Annotated in this window: 25 protein-coding genes; 6 read left to right on the top strand and 19 right to left on the bottom strand. The window is 66.7% G+C overall.

Annotation, left to right across the window (positions count from 1 at the left end; all coding sequences use genetic code 11):
• Nucleotides 1-10 precede the first annotated feature (10 nt).
• From RM463_RS00455 to RM463_RS00465, 3 genes are read left to right on the top strand one after another with little or no spacing between them, the layout of a single operon-like run.
• Nucleotides 11-1,033 (top strand): ABC transporter ATP-binding protein, encoded by a 1,023-nt coding sequence (locus RM463_RS00455; protein WP_195687556.1) that lies wholly within the window; start codon nucleotides 11-13, stop codon nucleotides 1,031-1,033.
• Nucleotides 1,030-2,097: an oligopeptide/dipeptide ABC transporter ATP-binding protein gene (locus tag RM463_RS00460; protein WP_311428529.1), complete on the top strand. Its 1,068-nt coding sequence runs from the start codon at nucleotides 1,030-1,032 to the stop codon at nucleotides 2,095-2,097. The genes RM463_RS00455 and RM463_RS00460 overlap by 4 nt, the downstream gene beginning before the upstream one ends.
• A gap of 52 nt (nucleotides 2,098-2,149) precedes the next feature.
• Complete coding sequence (locus RM463_RS00465) at nucleotides 2,150-3,061, top strand: LysR family transcriptional regulator (RefSeq protein WP_195687558.1); 912 nt, start codon at nucleotides 2,150-2,152, stop codon at nucleotides 3,059-3,061.
• Between the two features lie 25 nt (nucleotides 3,062-3,086).
• On the opposite strand, the gene msrA is transcribed toward RM463_RS00465, so the two are convergent.
• The 4 genes from msrA to RM463_RS00485 are packed head-to-tail and all read right to left on the bottom strand — an operon-like array spanning nucleotide 3,087 to nucleotide 10,485.
• Nucleotides 3,087-3,701 (bottom strand): peptide-methionine (S)-S-oxide reductase MsrA, encoded by a 615-nt coding sequence (msrA, locus tag RM463_RS00470; protein ID WP_311428530.1) that lies wholly within the window; start codon nucleotides 3,699-3,701, stop codon nucleotides 3,087-3,089.
• Nucleotides 3,702-3,713: 12 nt separating this feature from the next.
• Nucleotides 3,714-7,739 carry a translocation/assembly module TamB domain-containing protein gene (locus tag RM463_RS00475; RefSeq protein ID WP_311428531.1) on the bottom strand — a complete coding sequence of 1,342 codons (4,026 nt, stop codon included), beginning with the start codon at nucleotides 7,737-7,739 and terminating at the stop codon, nucleotides 3,714-3,716.
• Nucleotides 7,703-9,565, bottom strand: a complete 1,863-nt coding sequence (locus tag RM463_RS00480) for an autotransporter assembly complex family protein (protein ID WP_311428532.1) — start codon at nucleotides 9,563-9,565, stop codon at nucleotides 7,703-7,705. Before RM463_RS00480 ends, RM463_RS00475 begins: the two co-directional genes overlap by 37 nt.
• Nucleotides 9,566-9,615: 50 nt before the next feature.
• Entirely contained in the window at nucleotides 9,616-10,485 is an 870-nt protein-coding gene (locus RM463_RS00485; RefSeq protein ID WP_311428533.1) for a hypothetical protein, read from the bottom strand.
• Nucleotides 10,486-10,662: 177 nt separating this feature from the next.
• Between RM463_RS00485 and RM463_RS00490 the strand changes: the two genes are divergently transcribed.
• The gene (locus RM463_RS00490) at nucleotides 10,663-11,241 is read left to right on the top strand and encodes a Fe-Mn family superoxide dismutase (RefSeq protein WP_311428534.1); all 579 of its coding nucleotides are present in this window, start codon (nucleotides 10,663-10,665) and stop codon (nucleotides 11,239-11,241) included.
• 18 nt (nucleotides 11,242-11,259) lie between these two features.
• Here RM463_RS00490 and RM463_RS00495 read toward each other — a convergent pair whose 3' ends face one another.
• Complete coding sequence (locus RM463_RS00495; RefSeq protein WP_311428535.1) at nucleotides 11,260-12,549, bottom strand: nucleotide sugar dehydrogenase; 1,290 nt, start codon at nucleotides 12,547-12,549, stop codon at nucleotides 11,260-11,262.
• Nucleotides 12,550-12,552: 3 nt separating this feature from the next.
• Nucleotides 12,553-13,443 carry a UTP--glucose-1-phosphate uridylyltransferase GalU gene (gene galU / locus RM463_RS00500; protein ID WP_195687585.1) on the bottom strand — a complete coding sequence of 297 codons (891 nt, stop codon included), beginning with the start codon at nucleotides 13,441-13,443 and terminating at the stop codon, nucleotides 12,553-12,555.
• A 163-nt stretch (nucleotides 13,444-13,606) separates the two neighbouring features.
• Between galU and ubiG the strand changes: the two genes are divergently transcribed.
• Nucleotides 13,607-14,332, top strand: coding sequence for a bifunctional 2-polyprenyl-6-hydroxyphenol methylase/3-demethylubiquinol 3-O-methyltransferase UbiG (gene ubiG / locus RM463_RS00505; RefSeq protein WP_311428536.1), 726 nt, complete (start codon nucleotides 13,607-13,609; stop codon nucleotides 14,330-14,332).
• Nucleotides 14,332-15,012 carry an HAD-IA family hydrolase gene (locus tag RM463_RS00510; RefSeq protein ID WP_311428537.1) on the top strand — a complete coding sequence of 227 codons (681 nt, stop codon included), beginning with the start codon at nucleotides 14,332-14,334 and terminating at the stop codon, nucleotides 15,010-15,012. The genes ubiG and RM463_RS00510 overlap by 1 nt, the downstream gene beginning before the upstream one ends.
• Before the next feature lie 9 nt (nucleotides 15,013-15,021).
• Here RM463_RS00510 and RM463_RS00515 read toward each other — a convergent pair whose 3' ends face one another.
• The 13 genes from RM463_RS00515 to aspS form a co-directional block, all read right to left on the bottom strand.
• Nucleotides 15,022-15,786: a YciK family oxidoreductase gene (locus RM463_RS00515; RefSeq protein ID WP_311428538.1), complete on the bottom strand. Its 765-nt coding sequence runs from the start codon at nucleotides 15,784-15,786 to the stop codon at nucleotides 15,022-15,024.
• Nucleotides 15,787-15,803: 17 nt separating this feature from the next.
• Nucleotides 15,804-16,610, bottom strand: a complete 807-nt coding sequence (gene ybgF, locus RM463_RS00520) for a tol-pal system protein YbgF (protein ID WP_195687568.1) — start codon at nucleotides 16,608-16,610, stop codon at nucleotides 15,804-15,806.
• Nucleotides 16,611-16,639: 29 nt separating this feature from the next.
• A complete protein-coding gene (gene pal, locus RM463_RS00525; RefSeq protein WP_311428539.1) occupies nucleotides 16,640-17,173 on the bottom strand; it encodes a peptidoglycan-associated lipoprotein Pal in 534 nt (177 codons plus the stop codon).
• A 20-nt stretch (nucleotides 17,174-17,193) separates the two neighbouring features.
• Nucleotides 17,194-18,480, bottom strand: a complete 1,287-nt coding sequence (gene tolB / locus RM463_RS00530) for a Tol-Pal system beta propeller repeat protein TolB (protein ID WP_195687570.1) — start codon at nucleotides 18,478-18,480, stop codon at nucleotides 17,194-17,196.
• On the bottom strand, nucleotides 18,480-19,706 hold the full coding sequence (gene tolA / locus RM463_RS00535) for a cell envelope integrity protein TolA (protein WP_311428540.1): 1,227 nt from the start codon (nucleotides 19,704-19,706) through the stop codon (nucleotides 18,480-18,482). Before tolA ends, tolB begins: the two co-directional genes overlap by 1 nt.
• A gap of 7 nt (nucleotides 19,707-19,713) precedes the next feature.
• The gene (gene tolR, locus RM463_RS00540; RefSeq protein WP_195687572.1) at nucleotides 19,714-20,154 is read right to left on the bottom strand and encodes a protein TolR; all 441 of its coding nucleotides are present in this window, start codon (nucleotides 20,152-20,154) and stop codon (nucleotides 19,714-19,716) included.
• Between the two features lie 12 nt (nucleotides 20,155-20,166).
• The gene (tolQ, locus tag RM463_RS00545; protein ID WP_161422725.1) at nucleotides 20,167-20,856 is read right to left on the bottom strand and encodes a protein TolQ; all 690 of its coding nucleotides are present in this window, start codon (nucleotides 20,854-20,856) and stop codon (nucleotides 20,167-20,169) included.
• Between the two features lie 11 nt (nucleotides 20,857-20,867).
• On the bottom strand, nucleotides 20,868-21,284 hold the full coding sequence (gene ybgC, locus RM463_RS00550) for a tol-pal system-associated acyl-CoA thioesterase (RefSeq protein WP_311428541.1): 417 nt from the start codon (nucleotides 21,282-21,284) through the stop codon (nucleotides 20,868-20,870).
• Nucleotides 21,281-22,318 (bottom strand): Holliday junction branch migration DNA helicase RuvB, encoded by a 1,038-nt coding sequence (ruvB, locus tag RM463_RS00555; protein WP_311428542.1) that lies wholly within the window; start codon nucleotides 22,316-22,318, stop codon nucleotides 21,281-21,283. The genes ybgC and ruvB overlap by 4 nt, the downstream gene beginning before the upstream one ends.
• 4 nt (nucleotides 22,319-22,322) lie before the next feature.
• The gene (ruvA, locus tag RM463_RS00560) at nucleotides 22,323-22,934 is read right to left on the bottom strand and encodes a Holliday junction branch migration protein RuvA (protein ID WP_311428543.1); all 612 of its coding nucleotides are present in this window, start codon (nucleotides 22,932-22,934) and stop codon (nucleotides 22,323-22,325) included.
• A 135-nt stretch (nucleotides 22,935-23,069) separates the two neighbouring features.
• Nucleotides 23,070-23,609 (bottom strand): crossover junction endodeoxyribonuclease RuvC, encoded by a 540-nt coding sequence (gene ruvC / locus RM463_RS00565; RefSeq protein WP_311428544.1) that lies wholly within the window; start codon nucleotides 23,607-23,609, stop codon nucleotides 23,070-23,072.
• Nucleotides 23,610-23,618: 9 nt separating this feature from the next.
• On the bottom strand, nucleotides 23,619-24,368 hold the full coding sequence (locus RM463_RS00570; protein ID WP_311428545.1) for a YebC/PmpR family DNA-binding transcriptional regulator: 750 nt from the start codon (nucleotides 24,366-24,368) through the stop codon (nucleotides 23,619-23,621).
• A gap of 75 nt (nucleotides 24,369-24,443) precedes the next feature.
• A complete protein-coding gene (gene aspS, locus RM463_RS00575; RefSeq protein ID WP_311428546.1) occupies nucleotides 24,444-26,225 on the bottom strand; it encodes an aspartate--tRNA ligase in 1,782 nt (593 codons plus the stop codon).
• Nucleotides 26,226-26,233: the final 8 nt, after the last annotated feature.

The following is a 26,233-nucleotide window of genomic DNA, read 5'->3' on the forward strand; positions in this document are numbered from 1 at the left end:
CGGAGTTTCCATGTCACTTCTCGAAGTCAACCAACTCGACGTGCGCTTCGCCCTGCGCCGGGGCGATGTCAAGGCCCTGCGCGACGTCAGCTTCACACTCGACCGGGGCGAGCGGCTGGGCATCGTCGGTGAATCCGGCGCCGGCAAGTCGGTGGCGGCGTTCAGCCTGCTCAACCTGATCGCCAAGCCCGGTTATATCGCCGGCGGCAGCATCCGCTTCGACGGTCAGGAGCTGATCGGGATGCGCGACCGCCATCTGCGCCAGATCCGCGGCAACCGCATCTCGATGATCTTCCAGGACCCTATGATGACGCTCAATCCGGTGCTCTCGATCGGCGAGCAGATGGTCGAGTGTCTCAAGGCGCATCGTCGCATCGGGCGTCGCGAGGCGCGGGCCATCGCCCTGCGCAAGCTCGAACAGGTGCATATCCCCTCGCCGGAGGCGCGTCTGGATCAGTACCCCCATGAGCTCTCGGGCGGCATGCGACAGCGGGTGATCATCGCCATCGCCCTGCTGCTCGACCCCGATATCATCATCGCCGACGAGCCCACCACGGCGCTGGACGTCACCATCCAGGCCGAGATCATGGATCTGCTGCTGGAGCTGTGTGAAAAGCACAATGTCGGTCTGATCCTGATCACGCACGACCTCGGCGTGGTCAGCCAGGTGACTCAACGCATGCTGGTGATGTACGCCGGTCGCGTGATCGAGCAGGGGCCGACCCGCGAGATCATCAATGATCCGCAGCATCCCTATACCCAGGGGCTGATGAATGCCCTGCCCCAGATGGCCACACCGGGCAGCCGCCTCAACCAGATTCCCGGCAGCATGCCGTCACTGGACAATCTGCCCAGCGGCTGCGCCTTTCATCCCCGCTGCGGCTTCACGCAACGCCCGGATGGCAGCGAACGCACGGCCTGCCGCAGCGAGGTGCCCGGATTCGTCGCCTCCGGCAACTGCCAGGCGGCCTGTCATATGGTGGCCGAGATGCAGGACCAGGAGCGCATTCCGGCACAGGAGACGTCTCGATGACCGATACCCTATCCGCCCCCCGTCCGGAGGCGAGTCATTCCCGCGCCGACAACGCGCAGCCGCTGCTCGAGATTCGTGGCCTGGAGAAGCGCTTCTCGCTCTCCGGCGACTTCCTCGAGCAGCTCAAGTTCAAGGGTGGCAGGCTCGTGCGCGAGCAGGAGCATGTCCACGCCATCAACGGCGTCGACCTGGAGATCCAGCGCGGCGAGGCCCTCTGCGTGGTCGGCGAGTCGGGCTGTGGCAAGTCCACGGTGGCACGTACCGTGATGGGGCTGCTGCACCCCTCGGCGGGTGAGATCCGCTACGCCGGCGAGCGCATCGACGACCTCTCGACCCAGGCGCTGATGCCCTATCGGCGGCGCATGCAGATGATCTTCCAGAACCCCTATGCGTCGCTCAATCCGCGCATGACCATCCAGCAGACCCTGGAGGAGCCGATTCGGCTGCACCACCCCGACTGGAGTCGCCAGCGGGTCCGCGACCAGGTCGACGAGGTCATGGCATCGGTAGGCATCGCCGCGGACTGGGGCAAGCGCTACGGCCATGAGTTCTCCGGTGGCCAGCGTCAACGCATCGCCATCGCCCGGGCCCTGGCCGTGGACCCCGAGTTTATCGTCGCCGATGAGCCGATCTCCGCCCTCGACGTCTCCATCCAGGCCCAGGTGCTCAACCTGCTGATGGATGCGCGGCGCGATCGCAACCTCACCTACCTGTTCATCACCCATGATCTCGCCGTGGTCGAGCATTTCGGTACCCGGGTGGCGGTAATGTATCTGGGCCGGGTGTGTGAAGTGGCTCCGACGGCGACGCTGTTTGCCACCCCGCGCCACCCCTATACCCAGGCGCTGATGTCGGCGATTCCCCGCCTGGAGGATGAGCGGCCGCAGCATATCCGTCTGGAGGGCGAGGTGCCCACTCCGGTACATCTGCCCTCGGGGTGCGTCTTCCACGCCCGCTGTCCGCACGCCAATGCGCGCTGCCGTGAGGAGATCCCCAGGCTGATCGCCCGCGATGACGGCAGCCAGGTCGCCTGTCATGGGGTCGAGGAGGGGCGAATCGACTGAGCCCCCGGGGCATCTGGCATAATGCCCTTTTGGCTCGTCGACGGGAGATGACATGGAGCTGCGCTGGCTCGAGGACTTCATGGCGCTGGCGCGAACGCGACACTTCTCGCGGGCCGCCGAGCAGCAGAACGTTACCCAACCGACGTTCTCCCGCCGTATCAAGCTGCTCGAGGAGGAGATGGGCACCGTACTGGTCAACCGCCAGACGCTGCCCCTCTCCCTGACCCCGGCCGGGGAGGAGTTCCTGGCGCTATGCCATGATGTCACGCAGCGGGTGGCCGAGAGCCGGCGGCGCCTGGCACATCTCGCCGACCAGCACGCCGGGCGCATTCGCCTGGCGGCCCCCCAGAGCCTGTTGAGCCACTTCCTGCCTGCCTGGCTTGGCCAGTGGCCGGCGCCCCCGCCCATCACACCCGACCTGCGCGCCACCGGCTGGCTGGTCGATGACTTCTTTCGCGCCCTGGCCCGGGATGAGTGCGACCTGGTGCTGTGTTTCTGGCCGTGCTCGCCCTGTGGCATCGAGCCCGATACCCAGGACTATCTCTCCTGGCGGCTCGCCGGCGAGCGAATGGTCCCGCTCTCCCTGCCGGAGCCGGGCGGAGAGCCACGCTTCTCCCTGGAGGGGGCCTCGAGCCTGCCGCTGATCGCCTACCACCCCCGCGGGCTGACCGATGCCGCGATTCGCGCCCATCTCGCCCGATTCGACGACACCCCCGACTTCCGCATCCTCAACGAGAGCATCCAGAGCAGCAATATCCGTGAGCTGGTCTCACTGGGTTATGGCCTGGGCTGGCTACCCGAATCCAGCGTGCGGGATGAACTGGCCCAGGGAGCCCTGGTGCCGGCGGGCGGTGAGCGCTGGCAGGTACCCATGGACATTGTGCTGTTCCGGCGTGCCGACAATCAGCAGCCAGCGGTAACGGCGCTATGGGATGAGCTCGTTTCTGATCGCCCCATCGATTGAGTGGGGCCTCTTCAACCGACGGGGCTCAACCGATGGGGCAGCTGACCCCGGTGCCGCGGAGTCCGCAGTAGCCGTCGGGATGCTTGTGCAGATACTGCTGGTGCTCCTCCTCGGCGTAGTAGAAGGCCGTGAGAGGCGTGATCTCGGTGGTGATGCTCCCCCCGCCGGCTCCGGAGAGCGCCTGCTGATAGGCATCGCGGGTCTGCAGTGCAAGCGCCTGCTGTGACTCGTTGGTCGTCAGGATGATAGAGCGGTACTGAGGTCCGATATCGTTGCCCTGGCGATTTCCCTGGGTGGGGTCATGGGCCTCCCAGAACTGTTGCAGCAGCTGCTCGAGGCCGATCTCGGCCGGGTCGAAGATCACCCGAACCACCTCCGCATGGCCGGTGAGTCCGCTGCAGCACTCCGCGTAGGTAGGGTTGGGCGTCACGCCGCCGGCATAGCCCACGGCGGTGACATGGACGCCTGGCAGTTGCCAGAACAGCCGTTCGGCTCCCCAGAAGCAGCCCAGACCCAGCACGATCTGCTGCAGCCGGTCGGGAAATGGCGGCAGCATGGAGCGGCCATTGGCCGCATGCACACCGCCGATGGCGAGGGGTGTGTCGCGCCCGGGCAGGGCCCTGGAGGGATCCAGCGTCATGGTACGTCTCTCCTAGTTGTCATCGAGAATCCTCGGGTTGCCGGAACGGCTGAAGGTGTAGATCAGATCCACCGCCTGGCTCGCACCGGAGACCGCCTCCAGGTAGAGGCTGCGCCAGATGTTGTAGCGCAGGGTAAGTTCGGCGATCGGCGAGAAGACCCCGACACCGTAGCGCACCTCTAGGTCGTCGGTCAGCTGGCCGCTGAGGGTCACCTGGCTATCCTCGCCGCTGCCCGCCGTATCCAGGGTCAGGTCCGAGACACCGAAGGCCTTGCCGATGCCGCCCACCGCGCCACCGGCCTGCCCCACGGCGAGCCCCACCAGTGCCGAGGTCAGCGCGCCATCGGTGTCGCTATCGTTGGGCGCTCGTCCACGTAACAGATAGGAGAGTGCACTCGCCTCGTCCATGGAGGGCTCCGAGAATACCGCAAGCTGAGGCGATGCGGCGCTGCCGGTCACGCGCAGGCCAGCCACCACGCCGTCCTGAGTGGCATCGGGGTTGCGCACCGCCTCGAAGTTGAGCAGCGGCTGCCCGGGCGGGCCGCTGAACAGCAGCTGACCCTCGCGGATCAGCAGGTCCTGCCCATAGGCACGGAAGCGGCCATCCACCAGATTGACATCGCCGAAGAGCTGTACCGGCCCATCCTGCTGACGCACTTCCAGGGTGCCGGAAAGACCGGATTCGAGCCCGTAGGCGGAGAGTTTCATATCCGGCCCCAGGCGCAGGTCGATCTGCACATCTAGGGCCATGCCGGCAGCGGCCATGGCCTCGGCGGTATCCTCTCCAGTGGCGGCTTCTGCGGTGACACTCTCGGCCTCACGCCGGGCCCGCTCTTCATCCTCGCGCGTGATGATCACCTCATCGGGACTGGGGGCAACCGCCGAGGGGGGCAGCTTGCCGACCTCCAGGCGAGCCCAGGGCACCTGGACGTCGCCACGCACCTGCAGCAGGGTCGGTCGCGCGCGAATCTCAAGGTCCGGGGCGATACGCAGCTGCCCGAACTCCGGCAGTACCGCCAGCACCGGCTGGTCGACGCCACGCAGCGACAGGTCGGCGCGCCACTGCTCCGGCGATGGCCAGGCGGCATTGCCGTCGATATTCAGGCGCCCCTCCTTGGCGGCAATGTAGCCGTCGATGGTGGCCGCCGTGCCGTTGAGGTCGATGCTAAGCTCACCATCACGCACCTCCACCGGCACATCGGCCCCGCTGGCCTTGAGCCCGGCCAGGGCGATGCGTCCACGCATCTCGGGCGCCTCGAGGCGGCCTGCCATGTCGACATTACCGGTGAGCCTGCCCTCCAGGGTCTCCATGCCGGTAACCAGATCACGATAGGGCGACAGACGCAGCTCATCGAGAGAGAGCCGGCCCGTGAGGCGCCCTTCGTCGACGGGGTCGTCGACCCGCGCCGTCAGTGCCAGGCCACCGGCCTGGGCGAGATTGAGATCGAGGGTCAGCTCGGCGGCCTGGTCGTCGGCACTGATTTCGCCTTCGAGGCGTGCCTCCGGCAGAGACCAGGGCTGGCCGTAGGCGTCCTGGCCATCCAGCGCCAGTCGGCTCTGCAGGCTGCCCTCCGCCCTCCAGCTGCCATCGGCGCCCCAGCCCGCATCGAGATCCAGCTCGGTATTGCCCCGGGCCGCCCAGCCCTGTGGCAGGAAGGAGTCGAGGAGTGCCATGGGTACCTCAGCGAGCCTGAGGCGCAGTTCGCCACCCTCTGGAGAGGTTTCCAGGGGCTCCACCAGGCACAGGCTGCCGCCCTGTTGCCGAACCAGGCAGAAAGGTTGTACGCGGGCACTCCCCTGATCGAGGTTGGCGGTGAACACCGCGGGGTCGACAAGGCGCAGGTCACCCTGCTCGGCATCGACCTCGAGTCGGGACAGCTGACCTGCATAGCGGCCTCGGGCCCGGTCGAGCCCGGCCGCCAGGGCCAGTGATGCCCGTGACAGCGGCATGCCGGGGGGCGCCGAGGCCTCCAGGGTCAGGCGGTGCTCGGAGAGCCGGCCATCCAGGGCCAGCAGGGCCTCGTCGAGACGCTGACCACCGGCCTGGAGACCGGCAAGCTTGAGCGTTGCCTCCATGGCGGGATCCTCGAGGCCGCTGACCCGGCCGGCCAGCCTGAGCTCACGCAGTCGGTTCTCGGCAAAGGCCAGTGACTCGCCGACGAGGTTCAGGTCGAGGCTGGGGGACGCCAGGCTGCCGGCGGCGTCGAGGCCACCGCTGATGCGGCCCGACAGGTCGTCATGCAGACTCGCCAGTTCCGGCATGTCGACCTCGCCGGAGAGGTCAATATCGGACTCGCTGACCCGCCCCGCCAGCTGCAGACGGTTCTCGCCCTGACGAAAATCCAGGGTCTCGATGTTCCAGCGCATCTCGCTGTCACCCGCGAGCTCGGCACGCAGGGCCAGGTTTCGCTCCTGTAGCTCACCGTCGATGGTCAGCTCGGGAACCGCCAGCGTCCAGCCTGCATCCTCCTGGCGGAAACGCACTGCCACGTCGCCATCGAGCCGACCGGACAGCCCCTCCACAAAGGGCTTCGGATCGACATTGTCCAGGCGAGCCCGGGCATCGACACCGATGCCGTCGTCCCAGTCGATCCGCCCGCGGCTGATCACGGAGGCACTGTTCATGGCAAGCGACAGCGGCTTCCAGGCGAAGTGTGTCAGGTCACCGCTGCCGGTCAGGGCGAGGCGGGTAAAGGGTAGCTGGGGCCCTTCGGCATCGAGGGAGGCGGCGAGGCGGTAGTCCACCAGGCTGCCCTCCAGGCGTAGTACCAGGTCCTCGACCAGCCAGGGCTCGACGGCGATCTCCACGCCGTCGGCGTTGGTGGTGGTCTGTTGACCGGGCAGTGGCCACTGCACCAGGTCGCTGGCCAGGCTGGCGGTCAGCGGCAGGGTAGGGTCGAGGAGGTCGGCCCGGGCATCCAGCTTGAGGTCAACGGGGCCACTCAGCTCGAGGCGCATCAGTAGGTCGGCGAGCGTGCCGTCCAGGCCCAGCTCGATACGCTGCCCGGCCAGCCCCGGCATCAACTCCGGCAGCCACAGGGCGCTCTCGAGACGGAGCTCGAGCGGATAGTCCTCGGTCAGCGCGATGGCGGCCTCGAGACTGGCGTCGCCATCGGGTGTCGAGACCTCCAGGGGGCGCACCTCCACCGAGTGCCCCTCCGCGAACAGCGAGAGGGCCAGGCGCTCGACTCCATACTCCACGGCCCCCTCCACCGCGCTGTCCTCCACCAGCAGCTCCGGCACTTCCACCTTCAGAGGCAGGGTAATCTCGGGCAGCTCGCGGCGTGGTTGCTCCTCCAGGGCAGCGGCCGTTATGCCTTCCGCCGACGCGGCCACCTCATCGGGCAGCGGTGAGCGCACGGCGATGGCGGCATCGATGGAGGTAGCCGTGAGGTGTGGTCCGTCCCGCTCCCCCTCGGCCAGTGCCAACTGTGCCCCCGGCGTCAGCGGCAGGCGCAGGCGAGTGCCGGTGAGACGCGTCGGCAACAGGCTGAGCGTATCGCCTTCGGCCACGGCCCCGGTGCTGAAGTGATCCCAGCTCAGGCGCGTGCCATCGGCCAGCAGCACCTCGACGTCCTCGAGGTAGAGGCGCCGGAGCTCGATGGGGAATGGCAGCTCGATGGCGGCGAGGGGGTCACCGGCGGAAGACGGTGGCGGCTCGTCGGCGGGCTCGCTGTCGGCCAGACGCAGCCGCGCGCCCTCGACACCGAGCACCTCCAGGCAGAGTCGGCCAGACAGCACAAACTCCTCCGACCAGGCGAGCTCGAGGCGATCAAGGGAGAGGCTCGCAGGCCCGACCTGCATGGCGAAGCCTTCGAGCTGCAGCCGGTCGAGAGGCGCCCCCTCGTAGGCATCTACCTCGAGCAGCCCCATGCGTTCGCCCTGGTCGAGCAGCAGCCCGAACCCCCATGGCGAAAGCCCCAGCCCCAGGAGCAGAAACACCAGGCCAAGAAGCCACAGGGGCAATAGAATCAGCAGGCGAAACAGCGACCAGAGCAGACTCAGAACTCTGGACCGATGGCGAAGTGTAGGCGCCACGAATTGTCCTCGTCGTCGAAGGGGTGAGCGATATCCAGGCGAATCGGTCCGACCGGTGATATCCAGCGCACGCCGAGGCCGGCGCCGGTCTTGAGGTCGTCGGGGCCCCACTCCTCGAAGGCGTCACCGGTATCGACGAAGGCCGCGCCCCACCAGTCGCCGGTCACGCGGTGTTGCCACTCCAGGCTATAGGTCAGCAGCTGCTGACCGCCGGTGAGATTGCCCTCGTCATCGCGGGGCGAGAGGCTCTCGTAGCCGTAGCCACGCACGCTGTTGTCGCCGCCCGCGAAGAAGCGCAGCGAAGGAGGAATCAGCGAGAAGTCGCTGGTCTCGATCGCCCCCAGGCCGAGCCCGGTCACCACACGGTTGTCGGTCCCGATCTTGCGGATCCAGCGCGACTCTCCGGTCATGCGGACGAAGTCGGCGTCGGAGCCCCACAGGCCGTCGGAGATCTCCAGGCTCAGCCGCTGGTGGTCGCCCCAGCTGGGGAAAGTGGGGTTGCGGGTTCGGGTGCGCGACCAGCGCATCCCCGGGTAGAGCAGCAGTACCTGCTCGCTATCGTTACCCTGGGTGAAGTCCTCATAGGTGGTACGCACATAGAGATGCTGGATCCAGCCGTTCTCGAACTCCCAGCGGCGAGCGCCCTCCAGGGTTGCCTCCAGGGAGCGTGTATCATCGCTGTCCTTGTGGCTGAGCCCATACTGAAAGCGATAGCTGTCGCGCAGGGGATTATCGAGAGGCAGTGTATAGACACCCCCGAAGCGCTGCTGGGGCGCCGAAAGGTAGAGGTCATGATCCAGGCCGTGACCATAGCGATTGATCCACGGCTGGTCCCACGAGAATCGCAGGCGTGGCCCGACATCGGTGGCATAGCCGACCCCGACCTCGAAACGGTGACGCTCGGCCGGGGCCACCTTGACATCGATGGGGACAGAGGGGTGCTCTTCCTGGCGCGCGGCCAGCGCCGTCACTCCTCCCAGGCCTGCCGCCGATACACGCGCTGTCGTGCCATAGCGGCTCCCCCCCTCGCTGGCCACCGCCTCGGCCCAACCCGGCGACCTCTCCTCGAGCGCCAGAGAGCTGCTCTGCAGCCGCGGCCTCACGGTGACGGAGCGGAACCACTCGGTCTGTCCGAGTCGCTGGTTGAAGGTGGCCAGTTCACCGGCCAGGTAAGGAGCTCCCGGGGTGAAGGGAAGCAGTCGGCGCAGCCGGTCTGGCTCGATATGGCTACCGCTGATGCTGACATCGCCGAAACGGTAGCGTGGACCACTATCCAGGGTCAGGTAGAGACGAGCGCTTTCGTCGAAGGGACGTACCTCCATGCGACGATCGGCATAGCGCCACTCGAAGTAACCGCGTTCCAGAGAGAGGTTGGCCAGACGGCCCCGCAGGCTGTCATAAGGGGCATGTACCAGGGGATCACCGACGGTCAGGGGAAAGTCATCGATGGCTTCCTGAAAGGGAGGGTCCTCCCGGGCATCCCCCTCGAGTCGGAAGTCGAGGGTCTCGATACGGACCCTTGGGCCCGGGTCGATGATCAGCTCGACATACTCGGGCGGCTCTCCTTCGGCCAGGCGAGCCTCGATCTTCGGCTCGTAATAGCCGTAGGCGCGCATCGCCTCGGCGGCGCGTCGCCGCGACTCCCCCTCCAGCCGTGAACGGCTGTACTGGTTCTCGTCCAGCCCATCCAGGTAATGGCGAATGTTAGCCGCCGGGTCACCCTTGAGCCCCTCGACCCTCGCCTCGATGGCCAGCACCGTCGAGGCGGGCAGCAGGCTCAGCATCAGCGTCGCCGCGATCAGGCGTAGCGCCAACCGATTCTCCATATCCTTACGCCTTATCGTTTGCGACTCCCGGGGATGCGACGGTATCAGCCTCACGGCCGCAGTGCCTCGAGTCGGGCGCTGAGGGCCAGCTGACTGCGCCGCATTTCACCAATATCGGCCTCCAGCGCGGCCAGGCGTGAACGCAGGGCGTCCCCTTGTTGCTGCCTATCTTCCCGCGCCTCGCCGGCACCTTCAAGCGCATCGGCCAGTGCTGCCACGCGCTCCTGCAGCGTCTCGAGACGAGCAGCCTGCGTCTCCTGGGCGGCGGCGAGACGGTTTTCGGCCGCCTCCCGCTCGTCACGCATCCTGTCGAGGTCGGCCGCATCGGCAACCCGATCCTGGAGCTCGGCGAGCCGCTTTACGCTGGCATCGTGGCCCTCACTGACCAGATCCAGGCGCTCGGCCAGCGCACGGCGCCCCTGTTCTCCGGCGCGCTCCAGGGCATCGAGCGACTCCTGGAAGGCCGAGAGCATCGCCTCTCGATTCGTGGCGACCTCCCCCATGCGGGTCAATCGTGCCTTCTGGCCCTCGACGAGACCCTCCAGCCGCTCGAGTTCCGCCACAAGATCCTCCTCGACCCCATTGAAACGCCGCTCATGGATCTCATCCTGGCGTGTCAGTGCCTCGATACGCTCCTTCAGCCGATCGATGCCATCACCCTCACCGATGGTGGTATCGAAGCGGGCATGGATATTGGAGAGCTCACCACTCAGTCGGCTGTTCTGGGATATCAGGCGCTGGCGCTCCTGCCAGCCGAACCAGCCCATGGCTGCCAGGGCGCCGGCGAGGATCAGGACCAGCAACCACAGCGGCCATATCCGCGGCGGCTCGGGCCAGCGCGGGCGATATGGCGCCAGGCTGGCCTCGGGATCCGGGACGATCGGTCCGGCGTAGCGGCGCGGTTCCGGACGCTCTGCCATGCTCTACTCCTTGTGTGGCTGGGGCGGATGCCTGTGTGCAAGGCAGCTGGTATCATGCCGCGAGGTCCGGAGGCATCGCCCATGGGTCGGCAACAGTGTAAAGGGTTTATGCTCGTCGGCACACGGGGCGACGCCAACGCAGCACCTGTCACCGCCCTCGTCGCCCAAGGAAGACCGATGCCTTTCGAACTGCCTGCCCTACCCTATGACACCAAGGCCCTGGCACCTCACCTCTCCCGCGAGACGGTCATCCAGCGTCATAGTCAGACACAGCGCGCCTGCGTGGCCCGACTCAACCAGCTGGTGGAGGACACGCCCTGGGCGAGCGCCTCGCTGGAGGCCATTCTGCTTGGCGCCGAGCGGGAACTCGCCAGGCAGGCGGCCCAGGCATGGGCCTTTACCTTCCACTGGCACTCCCTGTCGCCGCAGGGTGGCGCCCCCGATGATGCCCTCGGCCAGGCCATCGCGGCACGTTGGGGAGAGCCCGCCGGCTTGCGCCAGGCCATTGCCACCGTCGCCAGCGATGCGCCTCCCGGTGGCTGGGTGTGGCTGGTATGCGATGCCCAGGGGCTCGCGGTGATGGCCGGCGACGTCCACGATGTACCCTTGAGCCGTGGCCTGACGCCCCTGCTGGTCCACCACCTGGCAAGCGGTCAGGATACGGACACCACGGCAGGCCTCGACGCCTTCTGGGCACTGGCCAACTGGCGCTTCGCCGCCGCCAACTTCGCAGGCCCGAGCGCCGCCGCCCGCTGACTGACTCAGGAGGCGGCCTCAGGGATCGGCGCGACGACCGATTCCCCGATAGTGAAGACCCTGGGCGGCGACCCATGCCGGGTCATAGATATTGCGGCCATCGAGGACCAGGCGCTCCTCCAGCAGGTCGGCCAGTCGACGCCAGTCCGGGTTCCAGTAGGCCTTCCACTCGGTGACCAGCATCAGGGCGTCGGCTCCCTGACACGCCTCCAGCGGGTCCCCCTCCATGCTCTCCAGCAGCGGGTGGTCGCCGACCTCCTGTCGCAGCGCCGGCAGGGCCGCCGGATCATGAAGACGCACGCGCACCCCCTGTGCCCAAAGCGCCCGCAGCAGGTTCAGCACCGGGGCGTGATCGATGCGCGCGGTACCGGGCTTGAAGGCCGCCCCCCAGATGGCCACGCAACGCCCCTCCAGTCGGCCGTGGAAGTGAGCCCACAGCTTGCGGAACAGCGTCTCCTTCTTGTGCTCGTTGATATCGAGCACCTGCTCGAGCAGCGCCGAACGTCGCCCGCTGGCGGACTGAACATCGGCCAGACGCATCAGGTCACGGGAGAAGTTGGGCCCACCGAAGCCGCACCCCGGGTAGAGGTATTCGTAGCCGATGCGTGAGTCGGACCCCATGCCCTGGCGCACGAACTCGACATCGACACCCAGGCTGTCGGCCAGGCCCGCCACCTCGTTCATGTAGCTGATGCGGGTGGCCAGCATGCCGTTGATCGCCAGCTTGGTCAGCTCGGCGGCACGCCTGGGCATGCGCTGAACCACCTCCTGACGACGGTTGAAGGCACGCAGCAGCTCGCGTACGCGGGCCTCGGCACCATCATCGTCGCATCCCAGCAGCCAGCGGCTGGGGCGGGTAAAGGTCTCCCAGGCCCGCCCCTCCTCGATCATGTCCGACAGCGCCACGGCGTGACTGCTAGGCCCTAGACGCCTCTCCAGGTGTTCGGTCTCGCCGACCGGGAAGGTCGAGTGGTTGACCAGCAACCGCTGCTGGTGGCCGACGCTATCGAGCGCCATGAAGAGGGTGTCGAGCTCGCCACGCTGTTCCGGCGAGAGGGATAGCCAGATGACCTCCTGGGGGCGTTGCAGCGCCTCCTCGGCACTCTCCGCCAGGCGCAGGCTGCCGTCGGCCAGCCCGCTCTCGAGCTGGTCGAGCAGCCGCGGCTCGCCGACCAGCCAGTCGGCGCCGCGCAGCGTTGACCAGGGCTGGTCGACATGCGGTAGCCAGGTGACTCGGTGGCCTACCCAGCTGAGGGCGGCGGCGGCGGTGGCGGCGGACAGCTCACTGCCGTGAACCAGCACGCGCATGGCTCAGGCCTCCCCGGCGTAGCGGGCGAGCAGCTCGCGAAAGCCCTCCCCGAAGCGGGCATGGCGGCGGCCATAGGCGAGCGTGGCCTCGAGATAACCGAGCTGGTGGCCGCAGTCGAAGGTCTTGCCACGCATTCGGTAGGCATCGACCCCTTCATCGGCGCGCAGTGACTCGATGGCGTCGGTGAGCTGGATCTCCCCTCCGGCGCCGGGCGGGGTGTCGGCAAGCCGCGCGAAGATGCTGCCCGGCAGCACATAGCGACCGATCACGGCCAGGTCCGAGGGGGCCTCCTCCACCGGCGGCTTCTCCACCACGCCGACCAGGGGAGTCGACGCGCCCGGCGCGGGCGCCTCCCCCCCGGTATCGACGATGCCATACTTGTGGGTCATCTCGTGAGGAACCTCCTCGACCATCAGCTGGGCATGGCCGCTGCGCTCGAAGGCCTCCAGCATGCCGGCGAGGTCGTTGCGTTCCAGTCCCTCGTCGTCCACCAGCACATCGGGCAGGAGCACGGCGAAGGGAGCGTCATCACCGATCACCGGTCGGGCGCACAGTACCGCATGGCCCAGGCCCAGCGGTTCCGGCTGGCGCACAGCGATGATATTCACGTCGTCGGGGACGATCGCGTTCAGCTCATCGAGCAGTTCTTGCTTGCCCTTGGCCTCGAGACTCGTCTCCAGCTCGAAGTGCTTGTCGAAGTGGTTCTCGATCGCCCCCTTGCTGGCGTGGGTCACCAGCACGATATCGCGGACACCGGCGTCGACGGCCTCCTGGACCACATACTGGATCACCGGGCGGTCGACGATGGTGATCATTTCCTTGGGAATCGCCTTGGAGGCGGGCAGGCAACGGGTGCCGAAACCGGCTACGGGAAGCACAGCCTTGCGAATCATGGGGAAGTCCTTGTCGAGGGTCGCGATGTGGCGTTCACTGCGGCGCCGCGCCATGGGGAAGTCGCCGCCGGGAACGGGTAGAATGATATTCATGATACCGGACTCATCGCAGCCTGCCACCGCTGCGATACCGACCACACCCTTATCAACCTGGAGAGAGCGAATGGGTGCAACGCAGTCGAAAGCGGAGAACATGGATCCCGGCGAGATCGCCAAGTTCGAGGCCCTGGCGGAGCGCTGGTGGGACAGCACCGGAGAGTTCAAGCCGTTGCACGACATCAATCCGCTGCGCCTCGACTTCATCGATGCACGCGCCGGCCTGGCCGGGCGGCGGGTACTGGATGTGGGCTGTGGCGGCGGCATCCTCAGCGAGGGCATGGCCCACCGCGGCGCCGATGTCATCGGCATCGACCTGGGTGAGGCGCCGCTGGGCGTGGCGCGGCTGCACGCCGAGGAGCAGGGGCTTGAGATCGACTATCGGCGGGTCAGCGTCGAGGCCCTGGCCGAGGAGGCGCCGGCAAGCTTCGATGTGGTGACCTGTCTGGAGATGCTCGAGCACGTGCCGGACCCCGGCTCCGTGGTGCGTGCCTGTGCGACCCTGGTCAAGCCCGGCGGGCAGGTGTTCTTCTCGACGCTCAATCGCAACCCCAAGGCGCTAGCCCTGGCCGTGGTCGGAGCGGAGTATCTGCTGCGCATGCTGCCCCGAGGCACACATGACTATGCCAAGTTCATTCGCCCCGCCGAACTGGCCGGCTGGTGTCGACAGGCGGGACTCGAGGTCCGGGAGCAGAGCGGGCTGGTCTACAACCCCCTGAGCCGCCGCTATCGTCTGCACCCGACCGATGTCTCGGTCAACTACCTGATGCACTGCCGACGCGAGGAAACATGATGCCGATCTCTCGTCCGAGCGCCCTGCTCTTCGATCTCGACGGCACCCTGGTGGATACCGCACCGGACCTGGCGCGGGCCACCAATGCCCTGCGGGCACATCATGGCCTCGACGCCCTCCCCTACCCGATCATCCGTGCCCAGGTCTCCAACGGTGGCAGCGCCCTGGTCGAGTTAGCCCTGGGGCTGGCTCGGGAGGTGCCGGGACACGATGAGGCACGCAGCTTCCTGCTCGCCGCCTACGGCGAGGCCGTGGCCGCCGAGAGCCGGGTCTTTGCGCCGCTTGCCCCGCTGCTCACCGCCTGGGAGGCGGAGGGGGCCCCCTGGGGCATCGTCACCAACAAGCCGCGAGCCTATGCCGCCCCCCTGGTGGAGAGCCTGGCGCTGAAGCCGGGTGCACTGTTGTGTGCCGATGACCTGCCGGTCAAGAAACCGGACCCGGCGCCGCTGCTGGCGGCGGCTCGCCGCCTGGATACGCCTCCGTCACGCTGCTGGTACATCGGCGACCATCTGCGGGACATGCAGGCGGCCAGGGCCGCCGACATGACCGCCGTGGCAGTGGGCTGGGGGTATATCGAGGAGGGTGACGACTATCGTCGCTGGCCGGCCGACCTCTGGTTCGAGACCGGCGAGGAGCTGGCAGCGGCGCTGAGTCGGGAGTTGCGCACGCCGCGCGTGTGATACGTGAATTCAGGCCTTCGGTGGCTGGGCGTCGAACTTTTCGCCGTTATGCCCACGACTGTCGGGCCCCATCAGCCACAGGTAGCTAGGCATGATCTCCTCCGGGGTGCGCAGGGTGTCAGGATCCTCACCCGGGTAGGCATTACGGCGCATCTGGGTACGCGTCGCGCCGGGATTGAGGCTGTTGACCCGCACCGAGCCCAGGTGCTCGAGCTCATCGGCAAGCACTTCGACGAAGCCTTCGGTGGCGAACTTGGAAACCGCATAGGCTCCCCAGTAGGCGCGCCCCTTCCTGCCCACGCTGGAGGAGGTAAAGATCACCGAGGCATCCGCGGAGCTCTTGAGCAGGGGCAGCAGCGCCTGGGTCATTGCGATCGGCCCATTGATGTTGACCTGCATGACCTGCTCCCAGAGCTCGGGATTGTACTGCTCGAAGGGCGTGATGCGACCGAGCAGCCCGGCGTTGTGGAGGATCCCGTCCAGGCGACCGAACTCCTTGTCCAGAGTGTCGGCCATATCCTGATAGTCCTTGAGGGTGGCACCCTCGAAGTTCAGCGGAAAGATCGCCGGTTGCGGGCCACCGGCGGCCTCGATCTCGTCGTAGACCGTCTCCAGCTTGGCGATGGTGCGTCCCAGCAGGATGACCGTCGCGCCGTGTCGGGCATAGGTCAGGGCCGCGGCACGGCCGATCCCGTCACCGGCACCGGTCACCAGAATCACGCGGTCATTCAGCAGTCCACTCGGCGCCTGATAGTCGATCTTGCAGATGGTCATGGAGTCTCCTCGATGAGTCAGTTACCGGACTGCCGCAGGAAGTCGCCGGCCAGCCCCGCCGCGGTGCTCTCGGGGTGCGCCTCGCGAACCCGTTCGAGCAGCTCTCGGCTGGCGTCCGGCTGGCCCATGCGGGCCTTGAGCAGCCCCAGCTTGTAGAGGGCGTCGGGCACCTTGTTGCTCTCCGGGTAGTCGTCAAGAACGGTACGGAAGGCGGCCTCGGCGGGCTCCAGGCGGCCCTCGGCGGCGTGCAGCTCACCCAGCCAGTAGTGGGCATTGGGCGTCAGGCGGCTCTCGGGGTAACTGCCGACAAAACGCTCGAAGGCGGCGATGGCCCTGTCGAACTCACGCGCCTGAACGCTGGAGAAGGCCTTCTGGTAGGCCGCCTGGGCATCGGGGTCCTCGGCATTCGGTGACGCCGTGCCGGCCTCTTCGTCCTTCCGATTCCCGCCAGCCTCGTCGTCGGGGCGCTCGTCGCGCGCCTCCTCCTCCAGCGCTGGCCGACTCATGCCGGCCGAAACCGAGGCCAGTCGATCCTCGAGATCCATATACTGTTGTCGGGTCTGGCCGCGAAGCTGCTCGAGCTGATGGCGCAACTCCTCGACCTGGCCACGCAGTCGGCGCAGCTCCTCCTGGTGTTCCTGCACCTGGTTGAAGATCACCAGACTGCCGCCCGCGGCCTCACGGGTATCCGTCTGCTGGTAAAACGTGCTGGATTGCGCGGTCAGGTCCTCGACCACTGGCTGCTGCGCCAGGGCGGGGACCCCTACGGAGAGCGGGAGCACCAGGGCTCCCGCACCGCACAGCCTCTTCAGACCGTGTTCCATCTGTGTCTCCCTCGTCTCGGGGTGTCGCCTCAGTAGGCGAACACGACCCGACGGTTCTGGGCGAAGGCCTGTTCATTCTGGCCACGCGCCGCAGGGCGCTCCTCGCCGTAGCTGACGACCTCGACCTGGGAGGGAGAAACCCCCTGCACGGAGAGAAACTTCTCCACGGAGCGAGCGCGTCGCTCGCCCAGCGCCATGTTGTACTCGCGGGTTCCGCGCTCGTCGGTATGCCCCTGGAGTACCACGCGCGCATTGCCATTCTCGCGAAGATAGCGGGCATTAGCGGCCAGGACCGGCTCGAACTCGCTGCGGATGCGGTCGCTGTCGAACTCGAAGTAGACCGTGCGCTGCTGCGGCATGCGTCCATCGGACTGCTGTCCGGCAGTGCCACCGTAACCGGAGCCACTGGTGCGGCCATCACTCACGCCACTGCTGCTGACGCCGCTGCCATCGCGGGTACCGTCCATGGTGCCATCCTGGGTTCCGCCGGTGCTGGAGCAGCCAGCCACCAGGGCCAGCGACAGGGCGACCGCCAGGGAGCGGGCATAGGGCTTGAATTGCATCGTTTCATACTCCTGAAGGATCAGTTCATGAAAGGTGACCATGCGGGTTCGCGCACATCACCCTGAGCGGAGGGTAGCCGGAAGGAGGCGCGCCCATCCGCGGTAACCGCCCCCAGCACCCCGCTGTTACCCTGCTGGGTGGCGAAGATTACCATGGTCCCGTTGGGTGCAACACTGGGCGACTCGTCCCAGCGCGAGTCGCTCAGCGTCACCAGGCGACCGCTCCCCAGGTCCTGACGAGCGACCTGATAACCGTTGCTGGAGCGGTGGATCAAGAACAGCACCTCGCCATCTGGCGAGAAGCGCCCACGGGCATTGTAGTTGCCGGTGAAGGTGAGGCGCTTCTGCTCCCCGCTGGCCAGGTCATGACGATAGAGCTGGGGGCCGCCACTGCGGTCGGAGGTAAATACCAGGCTGCGTCCGTCCGGTGCCCAGGAGGGCTCGGTATCGATGGCCGAGTCATTGGTGATGCGCTGCAGGTTGCGCGAACCGATATCCATCACATAGATCTCCGGCTGGCCATCCTTGGAGAGCGACATCGCCAGGCGCTGGCCGTCGGGAGACCAGGCCGGTGCCCCGTTGATGCCGGTGAAGGAGCTGATACGCGCCCGCTTTCCCGTTTCGATATCCTGCACATAGATCGCCGACCGCTCGGTCTCGAAGGAGACATAGGCCAGCTTGCGACCATCCGGTGACCAGGCCGGTGACAGGATCGGCTGTGGGGAACTCAGCACCTGCTGGCTGTTGTGGCCATCGGCATCGGCCACATAGAGGGCGAACTGCATGTCGTCACCGACACCCTGAGAGGTGACATAGGCAATGCGGGTGGAGAAGGCGCCACGGATTCCGGTGATGGCCTCGAATATCTGATCGCTGATGTAATGGCCAGCACCCCGCAGCTCAGCCGCGCTGACGGAGACCTCCTCGCCGAGCATGCGCCTCTCGCCACTGACATCCATCAGTTCGAAGCGCAGCCGATAGCCCTCGCCCTCCTGCGTGGCGCTGCCCACCACCAGGTAGCGAGCGTCCAGGGCCTTCCAGTTTCCGTAGCGTACCTCATCGGCACTGGTCGGCTGGTCCATCATCTGACGGCGCGGTAGCGGCTCGAAATAACCGCTGCGCTCGAGATCGTCGTGAACCACCTGGGCCACGTCCTCGGGCAGCCCCTCGGTGCCCGCGAAGGGCACCACGGCGATGGGCGTGGCACTCTCGTTACCCCGTGTGATCTCGATGGTCAGGTCGGCCTGGGCAAGCTGACCCACCAGCAGCAAGGCGGCGGTCAGCCAGGCAGTCATCAAGGATTTCATCAGCGTACGTCTCCCGGTCTGAAGCGCAGATTGAATTCACGGTAATCGCGTTGCACGCCGGCTGGCAACTGTCGCAGTTCGGCGAATGGCTCGGCGGCCTCGACGGCCTGCACGGCGGATCGATCGAAGGCACTGTCGCCACTGGAGCGAGAAATCTCGGCGGCGAACAGCTCCCCGGAGGGGCCGAGCCGCACCGAGATCTCGGCCGTTGTTCCGGAGGCGACATTGGGCGGAATGCGCCAGGCCTGCTCCACGGCCCGGCGCACCAGGGCAATAAAGTCGTTGGCGGCCTGCTGCCCCTGTTGCGCATTGGCGACACGCTCGTCCGCCCCCTCGATCAAGCGCTGCATCTCGGCCTCGGCCTGCTCACGAGCCAGGCGGGCCTGCTCCTCCGCCTCACGCTGGCGTCGCTCCTCGGCTTCGCGTTCACGCCGGGCCTGTTCCTCGGCCTCACGCTGTCGGGTGGCCTCCTCCTCGCGCTGGCGTTGCTCCTCGGCTTCCTGTTCACGCCGGGCCTGCTCCTCGGCCTCGCGCTGGCGCTGCGCCTCGGCTTCCTGTTCACGCCGGGCCTGCTCCTCGGCCTCGCGCTGGCGCTGCGCCTCGGCTTCCTGCTCACGCCGGGCCTGCTCCTCGGCCTCGCGCTGTCGGGCGGCCTCCTCCTCACGCTGTCGTTGCGCCTCGGCTTCCTGCTCACGCCGGGCCTGCTCCTCGGCCTCGCGCTGTCGGGCGGCCTCCTCCTCGCGCTGGCGCTGCGCCTCTGCTTCCTGTTCACGCCGGGCCTGCTCTTCGGCTTCGCGTTCGCGTTGAGCCTCTTCCTCGGCGTCACGCTGCTCTTCGAGGCGACGCGTCTCGGCTTCCGCCTCCTCGGCACGCCGTGCCGCTTCGAGTTCGGCGGCCTGGCGCGCCTGCTCATCGGCGGCCCGGTCGGACTGGCGCTGTGCCTCCTGGGTGGCCGCCTCTTCCGCCGCCTGGCGTTGCTCCTCCTGGGCGGCCGCTTCTTCGGCCGCCTGCCTGGCCAGGGCACGCTGACGCGCCTCTTCGGCACGCTGGGCCTGGTCGGTGACCGTCTCGGTACTGACCAGGGTCGCCTGAACAATCGACGAGGGGCTGGGTTCATGTTCCCTGGTCGGCAGGCTGATCACACTGACCAGCAACACCAGCACATGCAGCCCCACCGCCAGCAGCGTCGGTATGCCATAGCCTACTCGAGCCTGTCGTCTGGCCATGGTGAGGTTACTCCTCCCCACTCGGCGGCTCGGAGATCAGGCCGACGCTACCGACGCCGGCAGTCTGCAACGTGCCCATCAGGGTCACCACCTGCCCATAGGAGACGTTGCGATCACCGCGCACCATCACCGGGGTGCCGGGCTTGCGTTCGAGCAGGATGATCACGCGATCGGCCAGCTCCTCGAGAGGCATGGCGGTCTCGTCGCCACCGATGGAGAGATAGTGCTGACCCTCGCGATCCACCGACACGATGATGGGGTCACTATCTTCCGGAGGATCGATGGGCTCCGAGGTCACCTGAGGCAGGTCGACGTCTACCCCCTGAGTCAGCATCGGCGCGGTGATCATGAAGATCACCAGCAACACCAGCATGACGTCGATAAAGGGAACCACATTGATCTCGGCCAGGGGCTTGCGGGCTCCCCCGCGATGAAAGGGTCCATGCATGACGTAACTCCCTCAGGCACCGCCGGCGTCGGACCGACCCTGCAAGTTGCGGTGTAGGATGGAGTGGAACTCCTCGGCGAAATCCTCGTACTTGCCCAGCAGTCGACCCGATTCGGCGGAGAGCCGGTTGTAGAAGACCACCGCCGGGATGGCGGCAAACAGACCCATGGCGGTGGCTATCAGCGCCTCGGCAATCCAGGGGGCGACGGTGGAGAGGGTCGCCTGCTGGGCCATGGAGAGTGACTGGAAGGAGCCCATGATGCCCCATACCGTGCCGAACAGGCCGATATAGGGACTGGCCGAGGCCACGGTGGCGAGGAACACCAGGTGCAGGTTGAGCCGCTCCTCCTCTCGGGACCAGGCCACGCGCATGCTGCGCTGGACGCCATCGAGGATCGCCTGGGGGCTGCGGGTCTTGGGCATCAGACGGTTGAACTCGCGAAAGCCGGCGCGAAAGATATGCTCGGCCCCCTGGGTCTCCTGCTCCGGGGGCACCTCGCGATAGAGCTCGTTGAGGTCGACTCCGGACCAGAAACGATCCTCGAAGCCGCGATGAGCCTTGCGGGCGCGGCGCATCATGAAGGTGCGCTGGAAGATCACGACCCACGACAGGATCGAGCCCACCGTAAGCAGCAGCATGACCAGCTGCACCACGGTGCTGGCGTTCATGATCAGATGGGGGATGGACATGGCGTCGTTCACGGGAATCCTCGTCAGGCTTGAGATTGAGCAGTAGTGGGATGCAGCAGCTCGGCGAGCGGGGCCGGCCAGGGGATCGGCCTGTGGCGTCTGGCATCGATACAGGCGATGTCGACCCGGGCTTCGCACAGAGGTTCCCCGTGGCGGGTCACCCGCTGCTCGAACTGCAGCCGAACACGTCCTGCGGTCAGCACATCGGCACTCACCTCGAGGGCGTCATCCAGCCTGGCAGACGAGAGGTAGCGGCACTCGAGACGATGGACCACCAGCTGCACGCCGCTCTCGAACAGCTCATGCTGGGTGATGCCCCGGGCGCGCAGCCACTCGCTGCGTGCCCGCTCCATGTACTTGAGGTAATTGACGTAGTAGACGATACCGCCGGCATCGGTGTCCTCGATATAGACCCGTACCGGGAAGCGAAACCCGCTCATGGCCGCGTCTCCCCCGTCGCATCCTCGGCATCCGCCGAAGGGGCCAGGCCGAAATGCTGCCAGGCCTGACGAGTAACGACTCGGCCACGGGCGGTGCGCATCATCAGCCCCTGCTGGATCAGGTAGGGCTCGATCACGTCTTCGATGGTGTCCCGCTCCTCGCCGATGGCGGCGGCCAGGGAGTCCACCCCCACCGGCCCCCCATCGAACTTCTCGATCATCGCGACCAGCAGGCGGCGATCCATATGGTCGAGGCCATGCTGGTCCACGTGAAGCATGTCCAGGGCACGATCGGCGATGGCGGCATCGATATGGCCATTGCCGCGAACCTCGGCATAGTCGCGCACCCGGCGCAACAGCCGATTGGCGATACGCGGCGTGCCGCGGGAGCGACGTGCCACCTCGAGGGCACCCTCCGGGTCGGCATCGACCCCCATCAGGCGAGCCGAGCGGGCCACGATCTCGGTGAGCTCCTCGATGGCATAGAACTCAAGCCGCTGAACGATGCCGAAGCGGTCGCGCAGCGGTGAGGTGAGAAGCCCCGCCCGGGTGGTGGCGCCGACCAGGGTGAAGGGAGGCAGGTCGAGCTTGATGGAGCGCGCCGCCGGCCCCTCTCCGATCACGATATCGAGCTGGAAGTCCTCCATGGCGGGATACAGAATCTCTTCCACCACCGCCGAGAGGCGGTGGATCTCGTCGATAAACAGCACATCACCGGGCTCGAGGTTGGTGAGCATGGCGGCAAGGTCGCCGGCGCGCTCCAGCACCGGCCCGGAGGTCGACTTGAGCCCGACCCCCATCTCCTCGGCAATGATATTGGCCAGCGTCGTCTTGCCGAGCCCCGGGGGGCCGAAGATCAGGGTGTGGTCGAGACTCTCGCTGCGCCCGCGAGCCGCTCCGATAAAGATATCGAGCTGTTCGCGCACCCGAGGCTGACCGATGTAGTCGGTCAACCGCTTGGGACGGATGGCGCGGTCGACGGGCTCTTCTCCTTCGCGGACGTCGGCGGCGATCAGGCGGTCGCTCTCCAGCATGGCGCTACCCCGCCATCCGACGGCTGAGGGCCGCCTTTATCATGGCCTCGGTGGAGGGCTCGCCCTCCAGGCCGGCGAGCATCCTGGATGCCTCGGCCGGCTTGTAGCCGAGGCTGACCAGCGCCGCTTCGGCGTCGGCCAGCGTGTCCCTTGGTGAGCCCCCGGGAGGCACGTCCCCCCCCCCGTCCCACAGGGCGGCCTCGGGAGCCTCCCAATGGGGGAAACGGTCGCGCATCTCGATGATCAACCGCTCGGCGGTCTTCTTGCCGACTCCGGGGAGTCGTGTCAGGGACTTGATGTCATCATCCAGAACACAGCGCCGAAAGGCGCCCTCATCCATGCCCGAGAGAATCGCCAAGGCCAGCTTGGGCCCCACCCCATTGACCTTGATCAGGGCGCGGAACAGGGTGCGCTCCTGCTCGCGCAGAAAGCCATACAGCAGGTGGGCATCGTCACGGACGGTGAGGTGCGTGTAGAGAGAAATCGTTTCGCCGGCGGCCGGCAGCGCCACCAGTGTGGTCATGGACGCTTCCAGCTCATAGCCGACGCCGGCCACATCCACCACCAGCCAGGGGGGCTGTTTATCGAGAAGCGTACCTCGCAGGCGTCCGATCATCGAAAGTCGTATCCTTGCATCAGGGAAGACGGCAGAGGCCGTCGATGCCGCCACTATACTGGTCGGTCACAGGGCTGACCAGTCCAGCAGAACGGCGTTCGAGAACATCAATCACGTCGCCACATGACGACAGTGTCAGGGGCGAAAGTCTCGCCAGGAAGTGCCCTTTCGCCGGCTGCGATGACCTCCGAAGCTACCGCTGGTCAACAGGCCCCGACGCGCATGGGCGTGGGTCAGAGCAATGGCCAGGGCATCCGCGGCATCGGCCTGGGGCGTCGCGGAGAGCCCCAGTATGGCGGTGACCATATGCTGGACCTGGAACTTGTCGGCGCGTCCCGACCCGGTGACCGCCTGCTTGATCTGGCGAGGCCCATATTCGCTCACCGCCAACCCGTGGTTGGCGGCACACACGATGGCGGTGCCTCGCGCCTGGCCCAGCTTCAGGGCGGAGTCGGCATTCTTCGACATCACCACCTGTTCGATGGCGAACTCGACAGGACGGTGTACGGCGATCAACTCGGCAACGCCGGCATAGACCTGGGCGAGCTTCTGGGCCAGGTCGTCGGCACGAATGCGAATGCAGCCACTGGCCACATAGCGCGGCGTGGCGCTCGCCACATCCAGCACACCATAGCCGGTGATGCGCGAGCCGGGATCGATGCCGAGTATCAGCATGAGTCGGCCTCAGTCGATGGCATCGAGCACGGCATCGTCAAACTCCGCGTTGGTGGTGACATTCTGGACGTCATCCAGGTCCTCGAGCATATCGATCAGCCGGATCACCTTGCGGGCCAACTCCTCGTCGGCAATGGGCGTGGTAGTCTCCGGGAACAGCCCCAGCTCACTGCGTTCCGGCGTCATCCCTGCCTCGATCAGGGCCTCCTTGACCTCATGGTACGCATCGGGGCTGGTGACCACCTCCAGGCTGTCGTCCTCCAGGGTCACGATATCCTCGGGTTCGGCCTCCAGGGTGGCCTCGATCACCGCCTCTTCCGAGAGGCCCGCGGGGAGCGCCAGGCGCCCCTGCTTGTGAAACATGAAAGCCACCGAGCCACTGGTGCCGAGGTTGCCACCACTCTTGTTGAAGGCGTGTCGCACCTCGGAGACGGTACGGTTGCGGTTATCGGTGAGGCACTCGACCATCACCGCCACCCCCTCCGGTCCATAGCCTTCGTAGATGCACTCCTCCATGGCGTCGCCGTCGATATTGCCGGCGCCACGATCGATGGCGCGCTGCACGGTGTCCTTGGCCATATTGCTGGAGAGCGCCTTGTCGACGGCGGCGCGCAGACGCGGGTTATCCGCCGGGTCCGGGCCACCCTGGCGCGCGGCCACGGTCAGTTCACGAATCAGCTTATTGAAGATCTTGCCGCGCTTGGCGTCCTGAGCCGCCTTGCGGTGCTTGATGTTGGACCACTTGCTGTGCCCAGCCATGCTCTTCTCCTTAGCTTCAACATGACACCGGCGCCCCTCGGGCGCCGGTGTGATCACTTCGGGTCGCAGCCGCCGTTACTCGCCGGCGGTCTCCGCCCTCGCCTTCTGCCGCAGGCGGATATTGAGCTCCTTGAGCTGGTCGCCACTGACCTCGCCCGGGGCGTCGGTCATCAGGCAGGCCGCGCTCTGGGTCTTGGGGAAGGCGATCACCTCGCGGATGGTACGCCCGCCGGTCATCAGCATCACCAGCCGGTCGAGACCGAAGGCCAGGCCGCCGTGGGGCGGAGCACCGTACTGGAGGGCGTCGAGCAGGAAGCCGAACTTCTCGCGAGCCTCCTCTTCGCCGATGCCGAGGATCTCGAAGACCTGGCGCTGCATCGCCTGATCATGGATACGAATGGAGCCGCCGCCCAGCTCGGTGCCGTTGAGCACCATGTCATAGGCACGCGAGAGCGCCTCGGCGGGGTTCTCCTTGAGCTCCTCGGGGCTGCAGGCCGGTGAGGTGAAGGGGTGGTGCAACGGGCTCAGGCGGCCATTGTCGTCGGCCTCGAACATGGGAAAATCCACCACCCACAGCGGCGACCACTGCTGGGTATAGAGGTCGAGATCCTCACCCAGCTTGACCCGCAGCGCACCGATCGCCTCGTTGACGATGCGTGCCTTGTCGGCACCGAAGAAGATGATGTCGCCATCCTCGGCACCCACCCGCTCGAGCAGCTCCTCGACCACGTTTTCCATGAACTTGACGATGGGCGACTGCAGTCCCTCGAGGCCCTTGGCACGCTCGTTGACCTTGATCCAGGCCAGCCCCTTGGCGCCGTAGATGCCGACGAACTTGGTGTACTCGTCGATCTCCTTGCGGGAAAGCTTGGCTCCGCCCGGCACCCGCAGGGCGGCCACGCGACCGTCGTCGGCACTGGCCGGGCCGGAGAAGACCTTGAAGTCGACCTGCTTCATCAGGTCGTCGACGTCGGTAAGCTCGAGCGGAATACGCAGATCGGGCTTGTCGGAGCCGTAGCGGTTCATCGCCTCCTGCCAGGTCATCCGCGGGAAGTCGGGAAGCTCCACGCCGAGCACGTCCTGGAAGAGTTGGCGAATCATCGCCTCGGTGATGCCCATGATGTCCTCTTCCTCCACGAAGGAGGCCTCGAGGTCGATCTGGGTGAACTCCGGCTGACGGTCGGCGCGCAGGTCCTCGTCGCGGAAGCACTTGGCGATCTGGTAGTAGCGATCGAAACCCGCCACCATCAGCAGCTGCTTGAAGAGCTGTGGCGACTGGGGCAGCGCGAAGAAGCTGCCCGCATGGGTACGGCTCGGCACCAGATAGTCACGGGCACCCTCGGGGGTGGCGCGGGTCAGGATCGGGGTCTCGATGTCGAGGAAGCCCTGCCCCTCGAGGTAGGCCCGCACGCTGTGAGAGATGCGTGAGCGCAGACGCAGCTTGTCGATCATCTCGGGGCGACGCAGGTCGATATAACGGTGCTTGAGACGCACCTCCTCGCCCACCTTGCCGTGCTCGTCGAGCTGGAACGGCGGCGTGGCGGCGGTATTGAGGACCTCCACCTGCTTGGCCAGCACCTCGATCATGCCGGTGGGCATGTTGGGGTTCTGCGTGCCCTCGGGGCGCAGCCTCACGCGGCCATGGATGCGCAGCACGAACTCGCTGCGGGCGCGGTCGGCATTGGCGAAGGCCTCGGCGGTGTCGGGGTCGACCACGACCTGGGCGATACCATCACGATCGCGCATGTCGAGGAAGATCACGCCCCCGTGGTCACGGCGGCGGTGAACCCAGCCGCACAGGGTGACCGTCTGGTCCACCAGGGTCTCGTTGAGCTGGCCGCAATAATGGCTGCGCATGTCGTGTC

The organism is Halomonas sp. LES1 (assembly GCF_031846005.1).
GTDB lineage: Bacteria > Pseudomonadota > Gammaproteobacteria > Pseudomonadales > Halomonadaceae > Halomonas.

What these genes read in the sequence shown, in the direction of transcription:
- RM463_RS00455 (WP_195687556.1), top strand. Translation starts at nt 11, where the DNA reads ATGTCACTTCTCGAAGTCAACCAACTCGACGTGCGCTTCGCCCTGCGC.
- RM463_RS00460 (WP_311428529.1), top strand. Translation starts at nt 1,030, where the DNA reads ATGACCGATACCCTATCCGCCCCCCGTCCGGAGGCGAGTCATTCCCGC.
- RM463_RS00465 (WP_195687558.1), top strand. Translation starts at nt 2,150, where the DNA reads ATGGAGCTGCGCTGGCTCGAGGACTTCATGGCGCTGGCGCGAACGCGA.
- msrA (WP_311428530.1), bottom strand. Translation starts at nt 3,701, where the DNA reads ATGACGCTGGATCCCTCCAGGGCCCTGCCCGGGCGCGACACACCCCTC.
- RM463_RS00480 (WP_311428532.1), bottom strand. Translation starts at nt 9,565, where the DNA reads ATGGAGAATCGGTTGGCGCTACGCCTGATCGCGGCGACGCTGATGCTG.
- RM463_RS00485 (WP_311428533.1), bottom strand. Translation starts at nt 10,485, where the DNA reads ATGGCAGAGCGTCCGGAACCGCGCCGCTACGCCGGACCGATCGTCCCG.
- RM463_RS00490 (WP_311428534.1), top strand. Translation starts at nt 10,663, where the DNA reads ATGCCTTTCGAACTGCCTGCCCTACCCTATGACACCAAGGCCCTGGCA.
- RM463_RS00495 (WP_311428535.1), bottom strand. Translation starts at nt 12,549, where the DNA reads ATGCGCGTGCTGGTTCACGGCAGTGAGCTGTCCGCCGCCACCGCCGCC.
- galU (WP_195687585.1), bottom strand. Translation starts at nt 13,443, where the DNA reads ATGATTCGCAAGGCTGTGCTTCCCGTAGCCGGTTTCGGCACCCGTTGC.
- ubiG (WP_311428536.1), top strand. Translation starts at nt 13,607, where the DNA reads ATGGGTGCAACGCAGTCGAAAGCGGAGAACATGGATCCCGGCGAGATC.
- RM463_RS00510 (WP_311428537.1), top strand. Translation starts at nt 14,332, where the DNA reads ATGCCGATCTCTCGTCCGAGCGCCCTGCTCTTCGATCTCGACGGCACC.
- RM463_RS00515 (WP_311428538.1), bottom strand. Translation starts at nt 15,786, where the DNA reads ATGACCATCTGCAAGATCGACTATCAGGCGCCGAGTGGACTGCTGAAT.
- ybgF (WP_195687568.1), bottom strand. Translation starts at nt 16,610, where the DNA reads ATGGAACACGGTCTGAAGAGGCTGTGCGGTGCGGGAGCCCTGGTGCTC.
- pal (WP_311428539.1), bottom strand. Translation starts at nt 17,173, where the DNA reads ATGCAATTCAAGCCCTATGCCCGCTCCCTGGCGGTCGCCCTGTCGCTG.
- tolB (WP_195687570.1), bottom strand. Translation starts at nt 18,480, where the DNA reads ATGAAATCCTTGATGACTGCCTGGCTGACCGCCGCCTTGCTGCTGGTG.
- tolA (WP_311428540.1), bottom strand. Translation starts at nt 19,706, where the DNA reads ATGGCCAGACGACAGGCTCGAGTAGGCTATGGCATACCGACGCTGCTG.
- tolR (WP_195687572.1), bottom strand. Translation starts at nt 20,154, where the DNA reads ATGCATGGACCCTTTCATCGCGGGGGAGCCCGCAAGCCCCTGGCCGAG.
- ybgC (WP_311428541.1), bottom strand. Translation starts at nt 21,284, where the DNA reads ATGAGCGGGTTTCGCTTCCCGGTACGGGTCTATATCGAGGACACCGAT.
- ruvB (WP_311428542.1), bottom strand. Translation starts at nt 22,318, where the DNA reads ATGCTGGAGAGCGACCGCCTGATCGCCGCCGACGTCCGCGAAGGAGAA.
- ruvA (WP_311428543.1), bottom strand. Translation starts at nt 22,934, where the DNA reads ATGATCGGACGCCTGCGAGGTACGCTTCTCGATAAACAGCCCCCCTGG.
- ruvC (WP_311428544.1), bottom strand. Translation starts at nt 23,609, where the DNA reads ATGCTGATACTCGGCATCGATCCCGGCTCGCGCATCACCGGCTATGGT.
- RM463_RS00570 (WP_311428545.1), bottom strand. Translation starts at nt 24,368, where the DNA reads ATGGCTGGGCACAGCAAGTGGTCCAACATCAAGCACCGCAAGGCGGCT.
- aspS (WP_311428546.1), bottom strand. Translation starts at nt 26,225, where the DNA reads ATGCGCAGCCATTATTGCGGCCAGCTCAACGAGACCCTGGTGGACCAG.